The organism is Novosphingobium sp. (genome assembly GCF_030699305.1).
Taxonomy (GTDB): domain Bacteria; phylum Pseudomonadota; class Alphaproteobacteria; order Sphingomonadales; family Sphingomonadaceae; genus Novosphingobium.
Genome location: NZ_JAUYNB010000019.1, coordinates 1 through 19,385, shown reverse-complemented (window position 1 = coordinate 19,385; position 19,385 = coordinate 1). Strand labels below are relative to the sequence as shown.

Below are 19,385 nucleotides of genomic sequence, written 5' to 3'. Positions count from 1 at the left end.
AACTGATCGGGTCGCACCGACAGGCCGGAGGCGATCCGGCACCCAGAATCAGCCGGGTGCCGGATCGGATTTGAGGACTTCGGCCTGTCGCCGTGCAATCGCGGCAAGCTTGCCGTTGAATTGAAAAGGCATTCTCTTGGCACTTTCCCTGCGCGCGTCCGCTTTGCTGTCCCTGCCGCTGATCACGCTGCTGGCGGCCTGTGCGGGCACACCCCCGACCGTTGCTTCCGCTCCGGCAGAGGCTCCGGCAGAGGTTCGGGCGGACGCGCCGGGTGAACGCTGGACCCCGCGTGAGGCGGAGATCATCGCCGCCTTTCCCGAACGCAAGGCCACCCACAGCCTTGATCCGGCGATGGAAGCGCGAATTGCGCAGATCGTCGCCGGGATGACGCTGGAGCAAAAGGTCGGGCAGATGACCCAGGCCGAAATCCGCTCGATCACGCCCGATCAGGTGCGCCAGTATTATATTGGTTCGATCCTGAACGGCGGCGGGGCCTGGCCGGGGATGAAGAAGCACGCCAGTCTGGCCGACTGGACCAATCTTGCCGATGCCTATGCCAGGGCGGCGCTGGCCACCGACATGGCGGTGAAGGTGCCGCTGATCTGGGGCACCGATGCCGTCCACGGCCACAACAACGTTGTCGGGGCAACGATGTTTCCGCACAACATCGGACTGGGCGCGGCGAACGATGCCGATCTGGTCGAACGGATCGGGCGGACCACTGCAAAGCAGGTGCGCGCCACCGGGATCAGCTGGGCCTTTGCGCCGGCCGTTTCGGTGGTGGAGGATCAGCGCTGGGGCCGCGCCTATGAAGGCTATTCCAGCGATCCGGCGGTAGTAGCGAAACTCGGCGGGGCGCTGGTGCGCGGGCTGCAAGGACAGCTGACCGGCGACGGCGATGTCGCCGCCAGCGTGAAGCATTTTATCGGCGACGGCGGCACCTGGCAGGGCGTCGATCAGGGCGAGAACCGCAGTTCCCCGGCAAAGCTCGCCGCTGTCCATGCGGCCGGTTATTATGCCGCGCTGGATGCCGGGTCGGCGACGGTGATGATCAGCTACAACTCGTGGGCGCCGGGCGGGACCGAACCGCTGGGCAAGCTGCACGGCAACCGCGCGCTGATCACAGGCGTGCTCAAGCAGAAGCTGAACTTTGACGGGCTGGTCGTATCCGACTGGAACGCGATCGAACAGGTGACGGGTTGCGAGCGCGATCATTGCCCGCAGGCGATCAATGCCGGGATTGACCTGTTCATGGTCCCCGACAACTGGAAGACTTTCATCGAACGGACCGTGGCCGACGTGCGCGAAGGGCGCGTGGCGATGGCCCGGATCGACGATGCGGTGACCCGCATCCTGCGCGTGAAATTCCGCACCGGCCTGTTCGACAAGCCGGTTTCCGCTGGCCGTTACACGGGCGATGCTACCGCACTGGTCGATCGGCCGCTGGCGCAGGAAGCGGTGCGCAAGTCTGCCGTCCTGCTCAAGAACGATGCCGCCGCACTGCCGCTGGCGCCGGGCAAGCGGCTGCTGGTGGTAGGCCAGTCGGCGAACAGCTTCCCCGATCAGGCGGGCGGCTGGTCGATCACCTGGCAGGGCGATGAAACCGACAACCGCGACTATCCGGTCGGCGAAACCCTGCTGGACGGGCTGCGCCGGGTCTATGGCGCGGAAAACGTCACCTTCTCCGCCGATGGCAGCGCGTTTGCGCGGGACAAGTTCGATGCCGTGGTGCTGGTATTGGGCGAAACCCCGCACGCCGAAATGAAGGGCGATGTGCGCTGGCCTACGCCGCTGGCGCACGCCCTGCAATATCCGCAACAGGCGGCGCTGCTGGGCAAAGTCAGCGGGCGCGGGGTGCCGGTGGTGTCGGTGCTCTATTCGGGCCGCACGGTCTATGCCAGTGACCTGATCAACCGCAGCGACGCTTTCGTTGCCGCGTTCCTGCCGGGGACCGAGGCGGGGGCGCTGGCGGACTTGCTGGCGGCGCGCGGCGACCTTGATTTCAAGGGGCGGCTGCCGTTCGCATGGCCGAAAACCGCTTGTCCGACGACCGGGGAGCCGGCGGGCGAAGCCTTGTTTGCGCCCGGCTTCGGCCTGACTTATCGCGCGCCGCGCGCCATCGGCAAGCTGGTGGAAACGGCGATCCCGGCGGCTTGCCCCTGAGGCAGCGCAACGCCTAGAACCGCAGCGGGACAGGAGATCGCAGCATGACGCCGATCAAGCGCATTCTTATCGCCGGGGGCGGATCGTCGGGCTGGATGACGGCGGCGCTGCTCGCGCGGCTGTTCCAGGGGCTGTACGAGATCGTGCTGGTCGAATCCGACGATATCGGCACGATTGGCGTGGGCGAGGCGACGATCCCCGCGATCAAGAAATACAACGAATTGCTGGGGCTGGACGAAAACGAGTTCATGGCCCGCACCCAGGGCAGCTTCAAGCTGGGCATCCAGTTCGTCGACTGGTGGAAGCAGGGGCAAAGCTATATCCACGGCTTCGGCGTGATCGGGCAGGACTGGGAATGGCTGCGGATGCACCATTACTGGCTGAAGGCCCAGGCGCAGGGCCGCGCGGATGATCTTGCCGCCTATTCGATCAACACCGCCGCCGCGCTGGAAAACAGGTTCGTCCGCGCCCAGCCGCAGATGGGCGACAGTCCGCTGGGCGATATCGCCCACGCGTTCCACTTCGATGCAGGCCTGTTTGCCCGGTTCCTGTCATCTTATGCGCAGGAACGCGGAGTGCGGCGGCGCGAGGGTAGAATCGTGGACGTGAAGCTGCGCGCGGGCGATGGTTTCATCGAGAGCGTCACGTTGGAGGACGGCGAAGTGATCGGCGCGGACCTGTTCGTCGATTGTTCCGGCTTTCGCGGACTGTTCATCAACCAGGCGTTGGGCGTGGGGTTCGATGACTGGTCGCACTGGCTGCCGTGCGACCGGGCGATTGCGGTGCCGTGCGAACGCTCAGCCAATTTCACCCCCTACACCCGCTCCACCGCGCGCGGCGCGGGCTGGCAGTGGCGCATTCCGCTGCAACACCGCACCGGCAACGGCCACGTCTATTCCAGCCAGTTCATGGATGACGCGGAGGCGGAGCGGATCCTGCTCGCCAATCTGGACGGCGCGCCGCGCGCCGATCCGTTCAGGGTCCAGTTCAAGGCCGGCAAGCGCAAGCAGCTGTGGCACAAGAACTGCGTCGCCATCGGCCTTGCGGGCGGGTTTCTGGAGCCACTGGAATCGACCAGCCTGCATCTGGTTCAGACCGGGATCATCCGCATGGTCCGGCTGCTGCCCGATGCCGGGTTCGACGGTGCGACGATTGCAGAATTCAACCGCCAGACCGATTTCGAGTACGAGCGCATCCGCGATTTCATCATCCTGCACTACAAGGCGACCGCGCGCGATGACACGCCGTTCTGGGACTATTGCCGGACGATGGAGGTGCCCGATACCTTGCAGCGCAAGCTCGACCTGTGGATGGCCAATGGCCGGATCTTCCGCGAGGATGAGGAGCTGTTTGCCGAGGAAAGCTGGATCCAGGTCCTGCTGGGGCAGGGCGCGATCCCGCGCGGCTATGACCCGCTGGTCGATATCAAGAGCGACGCGCAGATCGCGCAATACCTCGGCAACATCGCGGCGGTCGTCGGCAAGTGCGTGGCGGTGATGCCCACCCACGCCGACTATGTCGCCAAGACCTGCCCGGCCCCGGCATGATGCTGCGCCGCGCGCTGGTGGCGCTGGCCGGATTGGCGCTCGGTGCGTGCCAGACCCTGCCCGATACCCCCGCGGCAGTGGCCGTCTGGGCCAGCAGCGCGGACGCATCGCGCAAGCTGGAGCGGCAGCCTGACGTTGCGATCCTGCCCGCAGCTGTGCCGGTGCCGGATGAACTGGTGATCGACGCCAGCCAGACCGATCAGGCCATTGTCGGCTACGGCGCAGCGATGAGCGATGCCTCGGCGCTGCTCTTGCGTGACAAGCTGAGCCCGGCCGCGCGCGAGGCCTTGCTGCGGGACCTGTTCGGGGCGGAAGGACTGGCGCTCAATTTCATGCGCCTGCCGATTGGCGCGTCGGATTTCTCGGTCAGACACTACAGCCTGAATGATATTCCGGCAGGTGAAACCGACCCGCAGCTGACCCGTTTTTCGATGGCCGAGCCACAGGCTGCGCAGATCCCGATGACGCAGGCTGCGCGGCGGGTGAACCCCGGCCTTGTCCTGATGGCCTCGCCGTGGAGCGCGCCAGCGTGGATGAAGGACAGCGCCAGCCTGATCAAAGGCCAGCTGAAACCCGAACACTACGATGCCTATGCCCGCTATTTCGCGCGCTACCTTGATGCGATGGACGCGGCGGGCCTGCCGGTGCGCTATGTCTCGGTCCAGAACGAGCCGGATTTCGAACCCGCCAACTATCCCGGCATGCGCGTGACCCCGGCGGCGCGCGCGGCCTTCATCGGCCAGCATCTGGGGCCATTGCTGGCGCAGCGCAAGCGTCCGGTCAGCGTGCTCGACTGGGATCACAACTGGGACCAGCCCCAGCAACCGCTGACGGTGCTGGCCGATCCGGCGGCGAATGCCCATGTCGCGGGCGTGGCTTGGCATTGTTATGCCGGGGACCCGGCGGCGATGGAAACGGTGCGCCGCGCCCATCCGGACAAGGACGTGTTTTTCACCGAATGTTCGGGCGGGCAATGGGCGCCGAACTGGGGCGAGACGCTGGGCTGGATGATCGACAACCTGATCATCGCCCCCAGCCGCGCGGGATCGCGCGGGACCCTGCTGTGGAACCTCGCGCTCGATGAAAACTACGGCCCGCATCTGGGCGGGTGCGGCGATTGCCGGGGGGTGGTGACGATCGACAGCCGCACCGGCGCGGTAACCCGCAATGTCGAATATTACGTGCTGGGCCATGTCAGCCGGTTCGTGCGTCCTGGCGCGCGGCGGGTGGCCAGCAGCGGCGGCGGCGCGGACCTGCGCCACGCCGCGTTCCGCAATCCTGACGGCTCACTGGCGCTGGTGCTGCGCAACGGGGGCAAGTCCGTCGCCGCGCTTGCGATCCGCAGCGGCGGCAGGGCATGGCGGCTGATGGTTCCGGCGGGCGAAGTGATGACATTGACCTGGCGAGCAGCAGGAAGCGCGAGGTGATTGAGCGGCTGCGCGCATTGGGAATTACCGGCCCGTTCCTGTCCGTCACGCTGCTGTTCTTCGCCTGGGGCTTCATCTGTTCCAACAACGATCCGCTGATCGTGGCGCTGCGCGCGGCGTTCCGGCTCAGCTATACCGAAGCGCTGCTGACCCAGCTGGCGTTCTTCCTGGCCAGCGGGCTGATCGCGCTTCCGGCAGCGGCGCTGGGCAACCGGATCGGGCCGGTCCGCACGATCATCGCCGCGCTGGCGATGATGGTGGCGGGGTGTCTGCTGGTGCGCGGGGCGACCGGGCTGGGCCACTACGCCCCGATCCTGGCCGCGCTGTTCGTGCTGGCGAGTGGGATCACCACGCTGCAAGTCGCCGCCAACCCGCTCGCCGCCGCATTGGGGCCGCACCGAACCAGCCATTTCCGGCTGACGTTTGCGCAGACGTTCAATTCGCTGGGGGTCGTGCTGGGGGTCCATTATGGATCGACCCTGATGCTGGGCGATGCGGCGATGGCGCCGCCGCAAGGCGTGCTGGCCGATGCGGCGGGCCGGGCCGAGGCGCTGGCCGCCGTCGCCCGCGCATTCGGCATCATGGCGGCGCTGCTGCTGGTGGCCGTGCTGTTCGTCTGGAGCCAGCGCCGCCGGATCGAACTGGCCGCCGCCGCGATCCCGCCCGCGCCCCAAGCTTCGGTGCTGGCCGCGCTGAAATCGCGCTGGGCCTTGATGGGGGCGGGGGCGATCGCGCTTTATGTCGGGGCGGAAGTCGCCATCGGCAGCATCATGATCAACTTCCTGAACCAGCCCGGCATACTGGGGCTGCCGCTGGAGGAAGGCGGGCGCTATCTCGCCAACTTCTATTGGGGCGGCGCGCTGGCCGGGCGGCTGATTGGCAGCGCGGTGCTGACCCGCGTGGCCGCGCCGCGTCTGCTGGGGACCTGCGCGGCGATTGCGGCTGGCCTGTGTCTGGCGGTGCTGACCGGGTCCGGACCGCTGGCGGGGTTTGCGGCGCTGTCAGTCGGGCTGTTCAATTCGATCATGTTCCCGACGATCTTCTCGCTCACGCTGGAACGGTCGGACGCGGCGCCGTCGTCGACCTCGGGCCTGCTGTGCCTCGCGATTGTCGGCGGCGCGGCGCTGCCGCTGCTGGTCGGGCGGCTCGCCGATGCGATCAGCCTGAGCGCGGCGTTCGTGGTCCCGGCGCTGGCTTATGCCCTGATTGCCGCGTTCGCGCTGGCGGCGGGGCGGCAGCAGCGGTTGGTGGCGGCGTGATTACGTATGCAGCCAGCACAGACCCGAAATCCCGGAAGTTTGCGGTTGTGAAGGTTCACAACCTGCGTCAGACCTGCACACAATAATCGGCGCGGCCAAGCGCCGCCGGATGAGGAGAGACACCATATGGCCCTGCCCCCCACCATGACCGAGCTGAGCAGCGCCGATCCGGTCCCGCCCGGCCACGACAGCGGCCAGATCGATGCGCCGCAGCTGCAACTGTTCGTGATGGCGCTGTTCTTCATCTTTGGCGGGATCACATCGCTGAATGACGTGATCATTCCCAAGCTGAAGGAACTGTTCACGCTGAACTTCACCCAGGCGATGCTGGTGCAGTTCTGCTTTTTCACCGCCTATGCCGTGATCGGCATTCCGGGCGCGCGGCTGGTCAAGAAGATCGGGTATATGCGCGGCGCGGCGGCGGGCCTGCTGACGATGCTGGCCGGGTGTCTGTTGTTCATCCCCGCCAGCCAGACCGCCACGTACGGCGTGTTCCTGTTCGCGCTGTTCGTCCTCGCCAGCGGGGTGGTGATCGTGCAGGTCGTCGCGAACCCGCTGATCTCGCTGCTGGGCAAGCCGGAAACGGTCCACAGCCGCCTGACTTTCGCGCAGGCGTTCAATTCGCTGGGAACCACGGTGTTCCCGATTGTCGGGTCGATCCTGATCCTCGGCAGTCTGGCCAGCGTCAGCGCCGATCAGTTGTCTGGCGCGGAACTGGACGCCTATCGCACGGCGGAAAGCCAGGCGATCGTCAACGGTTACCTTGGCCTCGCCGCTGCGCTGGCAGTGGTCGCCGCGGTGGTGTGGATGTTCCGCGACAAGCTGAAAGGCGAAAAGCACGAAGCCAGCGCCGGTCTGGCGGGCCTCGACCTGCTGAAGCGCCCGCGCTTTGGCTACGGCGCGCTGTGCATTTTCCTCTATGTCGGGGCGGAAGTCGCGATTGGCTCGCTGATCGTGAACTACCTGATGCAGCCGCACGTGATGGGGCTGGCGGAACAGGATGCCGGCAAGCTGATCGGGATGTACTGGGGCGGCGCGATGATTGGCCGGTTCATCGGTTCGGTCGTGCTGCGGCTGGTCAGCCCGGGACTGGTGCTGTCGGGCGTGTCGATCGGCGCGATTGCCCTGATCATGCTGTCCACTTCCACCACCGGTGCGGTTTCGGGCTACAGCCTGCTGCTGATCGGGCTGATGAACTCGATCATGTTCCCGACGATCTTCACGCTGGCCTGCGAAAAGCTCGGCCCGCGCGCGGCGGACGGTTCGGGGATCATCAACGTTGCGATCTTCGGCGGCGCGGTCGTGCCGCTGCTGACCGGCGTGGTCGCGGACACCACCGGCAGCCTGGCGCTGGCGCTGGCGCTTCCGGCGGCGTGCTATGCGGTGATTGCAGGCTTCGGGATGTTCGCGCGGCGGCCTGCTTAGCTTGTGTGGCGCGGTCGGGCCATCCGGCCCGCCCTTGCTGTGCCGTCCCGCTCCCTGAAAGCCCTTCCCCATTGGGGAAGGGTTGGGATGGGGGTTCTGCCCTCGCGGGCGCCTGGCCCCACCCCCGCCCCCTCCCCGCCGGGGAGGGGAGATTACCCATGCGCGCCGAACACGTTGGCAATCGCCGTCGTGATCCGCAGCGCGAGCGCATTCGCGGCTTCGATCGGCTCGATGAAATCGCGGTGGATCGCTTCGTAACCGGTGGCGGCATCGTCCGGGTAATCGGTCGGTTCGGCGACGGTGAAATCGTCGATCTGCGGGAAGCTGACCGGGAAGGCGCGGCGCAGCTGGGCCAGCGCCTCACCGATCCGCAGCGTGAAGACCATTTCCAGCACATCCTCGCGCGAGATGTCATTGGCGCGGCTGAAGGCGGGGACGGAGACCGCGCGCAGGAACATGTGCTGGAACAGCGCGAGCCGCAGCGCCTGCAGGATGCCCAGTTCGCGCCGGGTTTGCTCGCGCCCTTCCAGCGGGGCCTCATCCGGGATCAGCGCCAGCAGCCGGTGCAGTTTCAGCGCATCGACCCGCAGCCGTGAGGCGAGGCGGCGGAACACGCCGGTGCGGTCATCGGTGGTCAGGTATTCGGCCAGCGCCAGGCAGGCGTCCGAAATCTGCGCCTCGTCCCCGCGATAGGGGCGGCTGGCCCAGTAGGCGGAGTTGAACAGCTCGCCATACGCCGCCACGGTCTTGATGCTGGCGAGCGCGTTGGCGGCGCGGAGCAGCCGGACCAGTTGCCGCCCGCGCGCCGAATCGCGCAGCAGCGCGGCCATTTCCTCGTAATTGCCCTCAGCCGCAGACCCGAACCCGGCGATCACGTTCACCGGATAGCCGAGCTGTTGCAGCACCGCGTTGTGCGGGATCGCGCGGATCTGGCGCAGGCTCAGCTGGCGGTCGGCGGCAAGGTCCGACTGGCGGCGCGACTTGCGGCTGCCGGTATCGTTGAGCAGCCCCAGCCCGAACGCGGTGACCGCGCGCGAATAGGTCGCGCTGGCAAGGTGCGCCTGCTGCTGGCGGCGGATCGCGCGGTAGAAGTCGAGGCTGAGGTCGGTGCGGCGATAGAACGGATCGGTCGGCGCATCGGCAGCGGTCTGCGCCGGCGCCAGTTCCATGAACCGGGTCAGCGTCGCCAGCGCGAGGCCCGGCGTGCCGAAGAACAGGTACCCGTCGCCGCCCTGAAAGCTCACCTCCGGTTCCAGTCGGATGCCGGAGCGCACGAACCGCCGCCGCGCCCACGGCGAGAGCGGCCATTCCAGCCGGTCGGCAAAGCTGCCGGGATGCGCGCCGCGCCCCATGCTTTCGCCGTGCGTGTTGAAGATCAGCGCCGCGACATCGGACAGGCCGTTCGCGGCCATCGCCTCGGCCAGCCGCCCTTGCAGGCGCTCGATCGCCAGCGCCGCCGGGATCTGGCCGACGAACCGCCCCGCGTCGGAGAACCCGGTCTGGACCGACACCCGCCCGCGCGCCCGGGCATATTCGCGGTAGGCCGGTTCGGCCAGCAGCGCATCGAGGAACCGCCCGCCGTGTTCCAGCGCGCTTTCGGTTTCGAACAGCGGGGAGACATCGACCTTGTCGGCAATCCCGAACAGCCGCGCGAAATAGAGCGCGGCGAGCACAGTGGTGGGCTGTTCGCATTCGGCCACCAGCATCCGGATCGGCGCATCGCCGTCGATGTGGTGGATGATCTGCGTCATCGCCAGGAACTGGCGCACGGCGGTGGAATTCTCGATCGCCAGCGCGGCGAAATTGGCGCGCAGCGGCTTTGCCTCGGCCAGCAGTTCGCGCATCCGCATCAAGGCGGCCTGGCTGGCGAGGTCGAGCTTGCCGGTCGGGTCGATCCGGCGGCGGATTGCGTTCTGAAGCTGCGAACTGTTCACCCGGAAGTGAATCCAGCCCATCCCCAGCCCGTCCGCGCGCATCGCCGCAGCGGCCACCAGCAGCGTTTCGGCGGCGCTATCGTCGGTGCTGGCGGCCTGGGCTTCCAGCTCGGCAATCACCCCCGTCAGACTGGTCAGCTTGTCAGGGTGATTGGCGGTCAGCGTGTTGGCTGCATCCGACAGCGCGGCGGGATCGGACAGGTCCGCACCGAACCGGGCAGACATGTCCGCCGCATAGGCGCTGGCCCGCGCCAGCCCCAGCGCAACGTCCGGCGCGGCTTGTTCCAGCTGCGCCGCATAGGCCGCCAGCCGCGCGGCCTTTTCCGCCAGCCGGTAGCGCAGCGATGTGGTCCACGAAATGTCGGTGCGCCCGTCCATGTCATAGCCGACCCAATGCGCGAACCGCAGTGGCAGCGGGGCCAGCGTGCGCCAGTGCAGCGGCCAGCGTGCGCGGGCGGCGGCCAGCAGCCGCGCGTTGATCGCATCGCGCGCGGTGTGCGCGCGGGCCAGCGCGGCCATCGCATCGGCATGTTCGCTGTCCAGCGTGATCACGTCGCGGGCGTGCGGCGCGGTGCAGGCGGTGGCGGTGGAAATGTCCCCGCTGGCCGTCGCCGCCGCCACCGCTGCGGCTTGCGCGCGGCTGAGCAGGAAGGTGGGGTGCGCGGTGAACACCACATGTGCCAGCGGCTGGCGCCAGCGCGCGGCAAAGCTGGCGAAATCGGGGGCATCGGCCAGCGCGTTCAGCCGCGCGGCGTTGGCATCGGGATCGACCGGGGCAATCAACCGCCCCAGCCGTCCGGCGCGGGCCATCAGTCCGTCGCATTCCAGTTCGGCGACCAGCGCGGCGATATCGTCCAGGCCCAGCTGGCCGCTTTCCAGCTGGCGCGACAGTTCCAGCCCGAGCTGGAACACCGGGTTGAACAGCGGCGTTTCGGCAGTGCGGCTGTGCAATTCCTGCAAGCGCGTGGCAAGTTCGGCGGACAGGCTCATCTTGCTCTCACTGGCTGGTGCTGGACCGGGAAAGCCTAGCGGCTAGCGATTCTTTTGCAATGCAGCGAAGTGAATACGTTTGCGTCCCGCACGAGCCGAACTGGGCGCAAGACAGCGTGATGAGCGGCCTGTGGGCTAGGCAGCGGCCTCGCCCAGCGCTTGCCGCCCCAGCGCGATTGCGCCGGTAATTCCCGCCTCGTCACCCAATCCGGGCAGCACGATATAGTGTGCCAGCCCGGCATCGAGCTGCGCGGCCTGGATATATCCGCCCAGCCGCCGCGCCGTTTCGCGGCGCACGGCCTCGATCAGGCCGGGGGCTTTCATCACCCCGCCGCCGAAAATCAGCCGGTCGGGCATGTGCAGCAGGACCAGCGACGTCGCCAGCTGCGCGATATAGCCCGCGATCAGCTCCACCTTGTCGGCCGGGCTGCCCAGCGCTGACAAACTTTGCCCCCAGCGTTTCTCGATGGCCGGACCGGCGGCCAGCCCTTCCAGACAGTCGCCGTGATAGGGGCAGTGGCCGGGGAACGGATCGCGCAGCCCGTCGCGGGCAATCGGGATATGGCCGCTCTCATAGTGCGAAAAGCCCATCAATGGCCGGCCTTCGTGCACCACGCCGGTGCCGATCCCGGTGCCGACAGTGGTATAGGCCACGGTCGTGCAGCCTTGCCCGGCCCCCGCCTGCCATTCACCCAGCGCCGCGCCGTTCACATCGGTATCGACCACGATCGGCGCGCCGAACCGGCCCAGCGCGTCCTGATACCGCGCGCCGGACCAGCCGGGTTTGGGGGTGGTGGTGAAGGTGCCATACGCGGGGGAGGCCGGGTCGATGTCGATCGGGCCAAAGCTGGCGATCCCGAACGCCGCAATCGGCCCGTGCCGGGCGCTGGCGGCGGCGAAGAAATCGGCCATCGCGCGGAACGTTGCGGCGGGCGCTTCGGTGGGCACGCGGGCCTGCGCCAGAACCGTGCCGTCTTCCCGGGCGAGCGCGATCACGAACTTCGTGCCGCCTGCCTCGACCGCGCCGATCAATCGCTGTGCCATGGCGTCCCGTTCCTCCAACTGTGTGCAGTGGCTACACCGGTAGTCCGGGGGCGGCAACGGCCACACGATTGCACTGGCATCCCCGATCCGGCGACCCGCTTGGCATCGCGCCGTCGCTGCGCCAAGGTGCCAACCCATGGCCACCACCGATCTTCCCGCCGGGACCACCACCATTTTCGAAGTGATGTCGCGCCTGTCGGCTGAGCTGGGCGCGATCAATCTGGGGCAGGGCTTCCCCGACATGGCTGAGCCGGGCGAGTTGATCGCGGCGGCGCAGCGCGCACTGGCCGAGCGGTCGAACCAGTATCCGCCAATGCGCGGCCTGCCTGAACTGCGCGCCGCCATCGCCGCCTATTACCAGCGCGAACAGGGCCTCACCGTGGCTGCGGACGAGATCATCGTCACCTCCGGCGCGACCGAGGCGCTGGCGGCCAGCATCCTGGCGCTGGTGCGGCCGGGGGATGAAGTGATCCTGATCCAGCCGCTGTATGACGCCTACCTGCCGCTGGTCGAACGCGCGGGCGGAACGGCGCGGCTGGTCAGCCTGACCCCGCCGGACTGGACCCTGCCGCTCGACCGGCTGGAAGCGGCGATCACGCCCCGGACCCGGCTGATTATCCTGAACACGCCCAACAACCCGGTCGGCACCGTCCTGCCGCGCGCGACGCTGGAAGCGGTTGGAGAACTATGCGCGGCGCATGACCTGTTTCTGCTGTGCGATGAAGTCTGGGAAGGAATGATCCTGGACGGGACGCCGCACGTATCCGCGCTGGCGCTGCCCGCCTTGCAGGGCCGCGCGGTGAAAGTGGGGTCGGCGGGCAAGATCCTGTCGATGACCGGGTGGAAGATCGGCTGGGCGATCGCGGCACCGCGCATCGCCAGTGCGATTGCGCAAGCCCACCAGTTCATCACGTTCACCACCGCCACCCCGCTGCAATGGGCGGTGGCCGAAGGGCTGGCGCTGCCGGACGCCTGGCACACCGCGCACCGGGCGCGCTATGCGGCGGCCAAGGCGCGGCTGGTGGACGGGCTGACGGCGGCGGGCTTTCATGTCCTGCCCGCCAGCGGCACGTGGTTCGTCACGGTTGATCTTGCCGCATCCGGCCTGCCGGGCCAGGACGCTGCGCTGGCGCAGCGGCTGATCCGCGAGGCGGGCGTGGCCGCGATCCCGGTATCCGCGTTTTACGCGGCAGATGCGGAGACGAACTACCTGCGGCTGTGCTTTGCCAAGCAGGACGAAACGCTGGACCGCGCGGTGGAGCGGCTGGCGGCGTTCAGGGCGGCGAACGCCGCCTAGTGCCCCATCGCCGCCTGCCCCGGCATCGTCTTGGGGCGCGGGGCGAGCCAGACCAGCCAGGCGGCGATGAACAGCGCCACGGCGGACACCGCAAAGACATAGTTCGAACCGACCGTGGCAGCTTGCGCTTCGACCAGTCGTTCGATCATGGCGCGCGCCTGACCCTCGCTCATCCCGGCGGCCTGCAACTGCGCCATCGTGCCATCCGCGCCGTTCAGGGTTCCGGCCAGTTCGGCCCGGGTTTCGCGGGTAGAGCTGTCCCAGATCGAGGTCGACAGCGCGGTTCCCGCCGCGCCCGCGACCGTGCGGATGAAACTGAGCAGCCCGGCGGCGGAGGCAACTTCCGCCATCGGCACGGCAGACAGCGAAAACATCATCAGTCCGATAAAGAAGAACGGCATTCCGAACCCTTGCAGCAGTTGCGGCAGGGCATAGTCCCAGAACGTCCCGTCGGTGTTCCACTGGGTCCGCAGCAGCGAAATCATCACCAGCCACAGCATCCCGGCAGTAATCAGGATGCGCGGATCGAACTTGTCAAACGCCTTGCCGGCAACCGGTGCCATCAACACCGCAAACACCCCGACAAACGCCATCGCGTGGCCAGCCTCGCTGGCGGTGTAGCCAATCACGGATTGCATCCACAGCGGCACCAGCACGATCATCGCGAACATGCCGCCAAACCCCAGCGCCATGGATAACAGCCCGACCCATAATGATCGGTGTCGCAGCACGCGCAGATCCACCACCGGATGGGAATCGGTCAGTTCCCAGATCACGAACGCGCCGAACGTGACGAACGAGGTGATCGCCAGGCCGACGATCATCGGCGATGCGAACCAGTCATGTTCGCGGCCCAGATCCAGCACCAGCTGCATGCAGCCGACGAACAGCACCAGCAGGATCAGCCCGACCGTGTCGATCCGCACCCGCTCGGTCGATGTTTCATACCGCGCCACCAGCTTGATGATCAGCCCCAGGCAGATCAGCACGATCGGCAGGTTGATGTAGAAGATCCACGGCCAGCTCCAGTTGTCGCTGATATAGCCGCCCACGATTGGCCCCAGGATCGGCGCGGAAATCGTGGTCATGCCCCACAGCGCGTTGGCGGTGCCCATCTTGTTCGGCGGGAATATCCGCATCATCAGCGTCAGCGTCAGCGGCATCAGCGGCCCGCCGCACAGCCCCTGGAAAATGCGCAGCACCACCAGCAGTTCGATCGTCCGGGCCAACCCGCACAGCACCGAAAACAGTGCGAACCCGGTCAGCGAGGCGATCAGCGTCCGGTATGTGCCGAACCGCGCCGCCAGCCACCCGGTCAGCGGCACGGTGATCGCTTCGGCCACGGCATAGGACGTGATCGTCCAGGTGCCCTGCGCCGGGGAAATCGCCAGCCCGCCCGCAATGTGCGGGACCGAGACATTGGTGATCGTGGTATCCAGAATGACGACGAAGTTCGCTAGCGCCAGCCCGAACGCGGCCAGCCACAGCGGCGCGCCGGACAGTGGCCGGATCGGTTCGCTGTTCATTGTTCGCGGGTGTCGATCGTGGCGCTCATCGACAGGCCGACGCGCAGCGGATGCGCTTTGAGCTGTGCCGGGTCCAGCTGGATGCGCACCGGCAGGCGCTGCACCACTTTCACCCAGTTGCCCGTCGCGTTCTGCGCCGGGATCAGCGCAAACGCCGCGCCGGTGCCCCCGGCAAAGCCCTGCACCGTGCCGGTGTACACCACGCTGCTGCCATGGAAATCGCTGGTCAGTTCAACCGGCTGGCCCGGCTTTACGCCGCGCAGCTGGCTTTCCTTGAAATTGGCATCGACGAACATCGCGTCCAGCGGCACCAGCACCATCAGCGGCGCGCCGGCGTTGATCCGCTGGCCGATCTGGACGTTGCGGCTGGTCACCACCCCGCTGATCGGCGCGCGGATGACGGTGCGGTCCAGATTGAGCCGGGCGAGTTCGACCCGGGCCTGCGCGGCGGCGATGTCAGGCGCGGTCGCCTCGGTAAAGCCCGTGGTCAGCGCGGCGGCGGATTCCCGGTCGCCCACCGCGGACGATCGCATCGCAGCGGCCGTGGCAATACTGGCCTGCGCCTGCGCCAGGGCGGCGCGCGCGGCGAGCATTGCGGCGCGGGACTGTGAAACTTCCTCAGCCGAAACGGCGCCGCTGGCGGCAAGTTGCTGACGGCGATTGAAGGCGTCCTGCGCCTTGCTGAAATCGGCCTGCGCCGCGGTCAGCCGCGCCTGCGCCTGCGCCACTTCGGCCCCGCGCGCATCCACCCGCGCGGCGGATGATGCGCCGCCCGCGCGCGCCTGCCGGAACCGCTGGCGGGCCTGCACCAGCAATGCCTCGGCATTGGCAAGTTCGATCCGCGCATCGGCATCGTCGATCACGACCAGGACATCGCCCCTGACCACCAGCTGGGTGCCGCCCACCCGCACATCCTTGACCGCGCCGGACACCAGCGGTGTCACCACGGCGGTATCCGCGCCGACATAGGCGTTGTCGGTATGGACCCGGCCCGACTGGGTCAGAAAATACCACACGCCCCAGATGACCGCGATTCCGGCCAGGACGATGGCGAACAGGCGCAAGTACTTGCGGCGGTTGTTCATCGCCGCTGGATCAACCAGGGGATCGCCAGCGGGATCAGCGGCAGCGGGGGCAAGGATCGGATCGGTCATGGGGTCGGTTGCTCCGTGCCCGGCAGCGGCGCGGCGAAGCCGCCGCCCAGCGCCCGGACGAGTGTCACATCAAGCAGGAAAGCGCGGGCTTCGAGTTCGGTCAGCGCCCGCTGGCTGGCCAGCGCAGTGTCTTCGGCGGTCAGCAATTGCAGCAGGTTGGCAATGCCTTCGCCGTGACGCAGCCGGGCCAGCCGGGCGGCCTGATCCGCGGACTGCGCCGCCGTGCGGGCCGCGCTCAGGCGCTGGGCCAGCGCGCGTTTGGAATCGAGCACGTCGGCCACTTCGCGTAGCGCCGCCAGCAGCGTCTGGTCATAGCGGGCAACCGCCTCGTCATATGCTGCCCCGGCGGTGTTGTAGTTGCTGGTCAGGCGGTTGCCATCAAAGATCGGCAGGCTGATCGCGGGACCAAAGCTGGCAAAGCTCGATCCGGAATTGAACAGTTGCCCCAGTCCCAGCGATTGCAGCCCGGCCACGGCGACCAGATTGATATCGGGATAGAACGCCCGCCGCGCCGAGGTGACCCGCGCCGACGCCGCTTCGGCGCGGAGCCGGGCAGAGACGATGTCAGGGCGTCGTCCGATCAGGCTGGCGGCAAGGTTCGCTGGCACACCGCTGATCCGCGCGAGGTTCGGCGCGGGGGCGGGCAGATGCCCGGCCCGGTCCGGTCCGGCCCCGATCAGCGCCGACAACCGGTTTCGTTCCAGCGCGATCAATTCATCCAGCGCAGCCAGCGCCTGCTCGGCCCCGGCGCGGCGGGAAATCGCCAGTTCGTGATCGGCGCGGTTGTCGATCCCGGCGCTGACGCGCTGCGCGGTCAACCGCTCAACCCCCGTCAGCGCCCCGGCCGACCGCAGCGCCAGATCGCGGGCCGAGTTCAGCTGCGCCAGATGGCCCCAGCTGAGCGCCACGCCGCTGGCGAGCAGCAACCGGGCCTGCGCGGCATCGACCCGCGCGGCCTCTGCTTCGCCGCGCGCCGCGGCCAAGCCTGCGCGGCCCCGACCCCACAGGTCAAGGTTGAGGCCCAGCGTGGCCGATAGTTTGCCGGTTTCGATCACGCCCTTCGGCACGAACTGGGCGGGGATACCCATGTTGTAGCTTTGCTTGACGCCGCCGACCGTGCCGTCGGCGGTCAGCGTGGGGGACAGCGCGCCGCCCGCCCGATCGGCCGCGGCATCGGCGGCACGGATCCGGGCGGCGGCGACGGCCATGTCGGGCGAGTTCGCCAGCGCTTCCGCAATCACCGCGTCGAGTCCGGGATCGCCATAGACGCTCCACCAGCGGTCCGCCGGGAACTGCGCCGCGCCGCCCGACAGGCTGGCGACATCGCCAAGCGTATCGGCAGTGCGCAGTGGTTTGGGCTGCTGGGGTGCGGGCGGGACGGCGCAAGCGGCCAACACCACGGTAATGGCCCCGGAAATGGCCCTGGAAATGGCTAGGACGGCGATCCGCCGCCCGGTTCTGTCACCATACTGCATGGTACGGCATTGCCGACAGGCGCGCCCGCTTGTCAATCGAAATGATACCATGTAGTATTGTAACTGTGACGGGGAAGGAACCAGACAGGCGGAAAACCCGCCGCCGTGCGATTGTTGCAGCGGCGCACAAGGCGTTCATGCGCGATGGCTACGGCCATACCACGATGTCCGGCATCGCGGCTGATCTGGGTGGTTCGAAAACCACGCTATGGACCTATTTCCGCAGCAAGCAGGAACTGTTCGCCGCCGTGGTCGATGAACAGGTTGAACGGTACGGTGAAGCGCTGCGACTGGAATTGCCGGACGACGGCGATCCGGCGGAGACGCTTCAGGCACTGGGCATGTCAATTCTGACAACGATCCTGCGGCCACAGATCATTGCCCTCCACCGGATCGTGGTGGGCGAGACCGGCCGTTTCCCCGAGCTGGGGCAGATGCTGTGGGACCGGGGGGCGGAACGCGGCCATCGCCGGACGGAAGCCTGGTTGCTGCGCCAGATGGAACAGGGCCGCCTGCGCACTGCCGATGCGGGGATCGCGGCCTATCACTTCATCGGGCTGTGCCAGTCCGGCTCTTTTTACCGGCATTTGCTGGGCGGTGGCCCCCGTGCGGACCAGAGCGTGATAGCAGGGGAGGTGCGCCTTGCCGTGCAGGCGTTCCTTCGCGCATACCGCGCTGACCTGACGGAAAAGCCGGGTTGACTAAGTCGCGATTGCTCTGTTTGGCTCGAGCCAAAGCACCCAAGCCGAAGAGGGCACCCGATGTCTGCCATGCGCAACTTCACCGAAGACCAGATCATGTTCCGCGATGCCTATCGCAAGTTCCTCGCGAGCGAGATTGCGCCCCATATGGAAGGCTGGCGCGAGGCCGGGATTGTTGACCGCAATGCGTTCAGAAAGGCGGGCGACCTGGGCTTCCTGATGATCTGGCCGGACGAAAAGTATGGCGGAATGGGCGATACCGATTTCCGTTACGAACAGATCATCATCGAGGAAACGGCCCGCGCCGGGTGCAAGCAGTTCTACAACACGCTGCACAGCCGGCTGGTCGGCCCTTACTTCCAGCGCTTCGGGACCGAGGAGCAGTGCCAGCGGTTCCTGCCCAAATGCATCAGCGGGGAAACGATCCTGGCCGTCGCGATGACCGAACCCGGCGCGGGATCGGATCTGGCGGGCATGCGCACTTCGGCCGAGGACAAGGGCGACCATTTCCTGCTCAATGGCTCGAAGACCTATATCTCCAACGGCATCAACGCCGATGTCGTGATCGTCGCCGCCAAGCTGGCGGGGGCGGAAAAGAAGCACGCGATGGTGCTGCTGCTGGTTGAGCGCGGAATGGAAGGGTTTGAGCGTGGCCGCAACCTCAAGAAGATGGGGATGCCCGCGCAGGATACCGCCGAACTGTTCTTCAAGGACGTGAAGGTGCCCAAGGCCAATGTGCTGGGGGAGCCGGGCAAGGGCTTCTATTACCTGATGGAAGGTCTGGCCGAGGAACGCCTGATCTCCGCTGTCGGCTGCGGGGCCAATGCCCGCAAGGCGTTCGACATCACCCGTGAATACGTGATGCAGCGCCAGTTGTTCGGCCAGCCGCTGTCCAGTCAGCAGAACACCCAGTTCCGCATGGCCGAGATGGATACCGAGATCGAACTCGCCCAAGTTTATATCGATCACTGCGTCGCCGAACATAACCTCGGGCGGCTTACCAGCAACATGGGCGCAAAAGCCAAGATGGTGGCGAGCGAGGTGGAGTGGAAGATGCTCGACCTCGGCGTCCAGCTGCACGGCGGGGCCGGGTTCATGGACGAATATCCGATCAGCCGGATGTTCTCGGATGCCCGGATCAACCGCATTCTGGCGGGCAGCAGCGAGGTCATGCGCCTGATTATCGGCCGCGATGTGTTCTCGCAGAAATACCAGAGCCTGTTCGACTGATTGCGAAGCCCCGTGTTTTCGGGCGGAACACGGGGTCCGTTACAGGAAAATGTCAGTCCGCCAAAAAAGGCGTTGACCGAATCGCGGGTTGGACTTAGAGGCCCGTTCACCGGACGGGAACGCCGCATTTGTGGTTTTGCTGACTGGTCGCCAACATTGACGGACACCGGTCCTCCCGAATTGAAAAGCGGGAGTGGATGGTTGTCCGGTTC

Annotated in this window: 13 protein-coding genes; 8 read left to right on the top strand and 5 right to left on the bottom strand. The window is 67.1% G+C overall.

Translation table 11 applies throughout. The annotated features are described in order from the left end of the window. The first annotated feature begins 136 nt into the window (after nt 1–136). The 5 genes from Q8Q53_RS09035 (at nt 137) to Q8Q53_RS09015 (ending at nt 7,822) form a co-directional block, all read left to right on the top strand. Nucleotides 137–2,164, top strand: a complete 2,028-nt coding sequence (locus Q8Q53_RS09035; RefSeq protein WP_305701438.1) for a glycoside hydrolase family 3 protein — start codon at nt 137–139, stop codon at nt 2,162–2,164. Nucleotides 2,165–2,208: 44 nt separating this feature from the next. After that, nucleotides 2,209–3,711: a tryptophan halogenase family protein gene (locus Q8Q53_RS09030; protein ID WP_305701437.1), complete on the top strand. Its 1,503-nt coding sequence runs from the start codon at nt 2,209–2,211 to the stop codon at nt 3,709–3,711. Next, a complete protein-coding gene (locus Q8Q53_RS09025; protein ID WP_305701436.1) occupies nt 3,708–5,138 on the top strand; it encodes a glycoside hydrolase family 30 beta sandwich domain-containing protein in 1,431 nt (476 codons plus the stop codon). The genes Q8Q53_RS09030 and Q8Q53_RS09025 overlap by 4 nt, the downstream gene beginning before the upstream one ends. Further along, complete coding sequence (gene gluP / locus Q8Q53_RS09020; protein WP_305701435.1) at nt 5,135–6,397, top strand: glucose/galactose MFS transporter; 1,263 nt, start codon at nt 5,135–5,137, stop codon at nt 6,395–6,397. The genes Q8Q53_RS09025 and gluP overlap by 4 nt, the downstream gene beginning before the upstream one ends. Before the next feature lie 144 nt (nt 6,398–6,541). Further along, the gene (locus tag Q8Q53_RS09015; RefSeq protein WP_305701447.1) at nt 6,542–7,822 is read left to right on the top strand and encodes a sugar MFS transporter; all 1,281 of its coding nucleotides are present in this window, start codon (nt 6,542–6,544) and stop codon (nt 7,820–7,822) included. A gap of 152 nt (nt 7,823–7,974) precedes the next feature. Here Q8Q53_RS09015 and Q8Q53_RS09010 read toward each other — a convergent pair whose 3' ends face one another. Further along, on the bottom strand, nt 7,975–10,746 hold the full coding sequence (locus tag Q8Q53_RS09010) for a phosphoenolpyruvate carboxylase (RefSeq protein WP_305701434.1): 2,772 nt from the start codon (nt 10,744–10,746) through the stop codon (nt 7,975–7,977). 135 nt (nt 10,747–10,881) lie between these two features. Next, a complete protein-coding gene (locus tag Q8Q53_RS09005; protein ID WP_305701433.1) occupies nt 10,882–11,790 on the bottom strand; it encodes an ROK family protein in 909 nt (302 codons plus the stop codon). 136 nt (nt 11,791–11,926) lie between these two features. Between Q8Q53_RS09005 and Q8Q53_RS09000 the strand changes: the two genes are divergently transcribed. Next, entirely contained in the window at nt 11,927–13,087 is a 1,161-nt protein-coding gene (locus tag Q8Q53_RS09000; protein WP_305701432.1) for an aminotransferase, read from the top strand. Here the strand turns inward: Q8Q53_RS09000 and Q8Q53_RS08995 are convergent. The 3 genes from Q8Q53_RS08995 to Q8Q53_RS08985 are packed head-to-tail and all read right to left on the bottom strand — an operon-like array spanning nt 13,084 to nt 17,242. After that, nucleotides 13,084–14,613 (bottom strand): DHA2 family efflux MFS transporter permease subunit, encoded by a 1,530-nt coding sequence (locus Q8Q53_RS08995; protein WP_305701431.1) that lies wholly within the window; start codon nt 14,611–14,613, stop codon nt 13,084–13,086. The two genes, Q8Q53_RS09000 and Q8Q53_RS08995, sit on opposite strands and share 4 nt — an antisense overlap. After that, nucleotides 14,610–15,767 (bottom strand): HlyD family efflux transporter periplasmic adaptor subunit, encoded by a 1,158-nt coding sequence (locus Q8Q53_RS08990; protein WP_305701430.1) that lies wholly within the window; start codon nt 15,765–15,767, stop codon nt 14,610–14,612. Before Q8Q53_RS08990 ends, Q8Q53_RS08995 begins: the two co-directional genes overlap by 4 nt. Beyond that, nucleotides 15,764–17,242 carry an efflux transporter outer membrane subunit gene (locus tag Q8Q53_RS08985; RefSeq protein ID WP_305701429.1) on the bottom strand — a complete coding sequence of 493 codons (1,479 nt, stop codon included), beginning with the start codon at nt 17,240–17,242 and terminating at the stop codon, nt 15,764–15,766. Before Q8Q53_RS08985 ends, Q8Q53_RS08990 begins: the two co-directional genes overlap by 4 nt. 65 nt (nt 17,243–17,307) lie before the next feature. Here Q8Q53_RS08985 and Q8Q53_RS08980 point away from each other — a divergent pair, with 65 nt between their 5' ends. Next, complete coding sequence (locus Q8Q53_RS08980; RefSeq protein ID WP_305701428.1) at nt 17,308–17,943, top strand: TetR/AcrR family transcriptional regulator; 636 nt, start codon at nt 17,308–17,310, stop codon at nt 17,941–17,943. A gap of 60 nt (nt 17,944–18,003) precedes the next feature. Further along, nucleotides 18,004–19,173: an acyl-CoA dehydrogenase family protein gene (locus Q8Q53_RS08975; RefSeq protein ID WP_305701427.1), complete on the top strand. Its 1,170-nt coding sequence runs from the start codon at nt 18,004–18,006 to the stop codon at nt 19,171–19,173. Nucleotides 19,174–19,385: the final 212 nt, after the last annotated feature.

What these genes read in the sequence shown, in the direction of transcription:
- Q8Q53_RS09030 (WP_305701437.1), top strand. Translation starts at nt 2,209, where the DNA reads ATGACGCCGATCAAGCGCATTCTTATCGCCGGGGGCGGATCGTCGGGC.
- Q8Q53_RS09025 (WP_305701436.1), top strand. Translation starts at nt 3,708, where the DNA reads ATGATGCTGCGCCGCGCGCTGGTGGCGCTGGCCGGATTGGCGCTCGGT.
- Q8Q53_RS09015 (WP_305701447.1), top strand. Translation starts at nt 6,542, where the DNA reads ATGACCGAGCTGAGCAGCGCCGATCCGGTCCCGCCCGGCCACGACAGC.
- Q8Q53_RS09010 (WP_305701434.1), bottom strand. Translation starts at nt 10,746, where the DNA reads ATGAGCCTGTCCGCCGAACTTGCCACGCGCTTGCAGGAATTGCACAGC.
- Q8Q53_RS09005 (WP_305701433.1), bottom strand. Translation starts at nt 11,790, where the DNA reads ATGGCACAGCGATTGATCGGCGCGGTCGAGGCAGGCGGCACGAAGTTC.
- Q8Q53_RS09000 (WP_305701432.1), top strand. Translation starts at nt 11,927, where the DNA reads ATGGCCACCACCGATCTTCCCGCCGGGACCACCACCATTTTCGAAGTG.
- Q8Q53_RS08995 (WP_305701431.1), bottom strand. Translation starts at nt 14,613, where the DNA reads ATGAACAGCGAACCGATCCGGCCACTGTCCGGCGCGCCGCTGTGGCTG.
- Q8Q53_RS08990 (WP_305701430.1), bottom strand. Translation starts at nt 15,767, where the DNA reads ATGACCGATCCGATCCTTGCCCCCGCTGCCGCTGATCCCGCTGGCGAT.
- Q8Q53_RS08985 (WP_305701429.1), bottom strand. Translation starts at nt 17,242, where the DNA reads ATGCAGTATGGTGACAGAACCGGGCGGCGGATCGCCGTCCTAGCCATT.
- Q8Q53_RS08975 (WP_305701427.1), top strand. Translation starts at nt 18,004, where the DNA reads ATGTCTGCCATGCGCAACTTCACCGAAGACCAGATCATGTTCCGCGAT.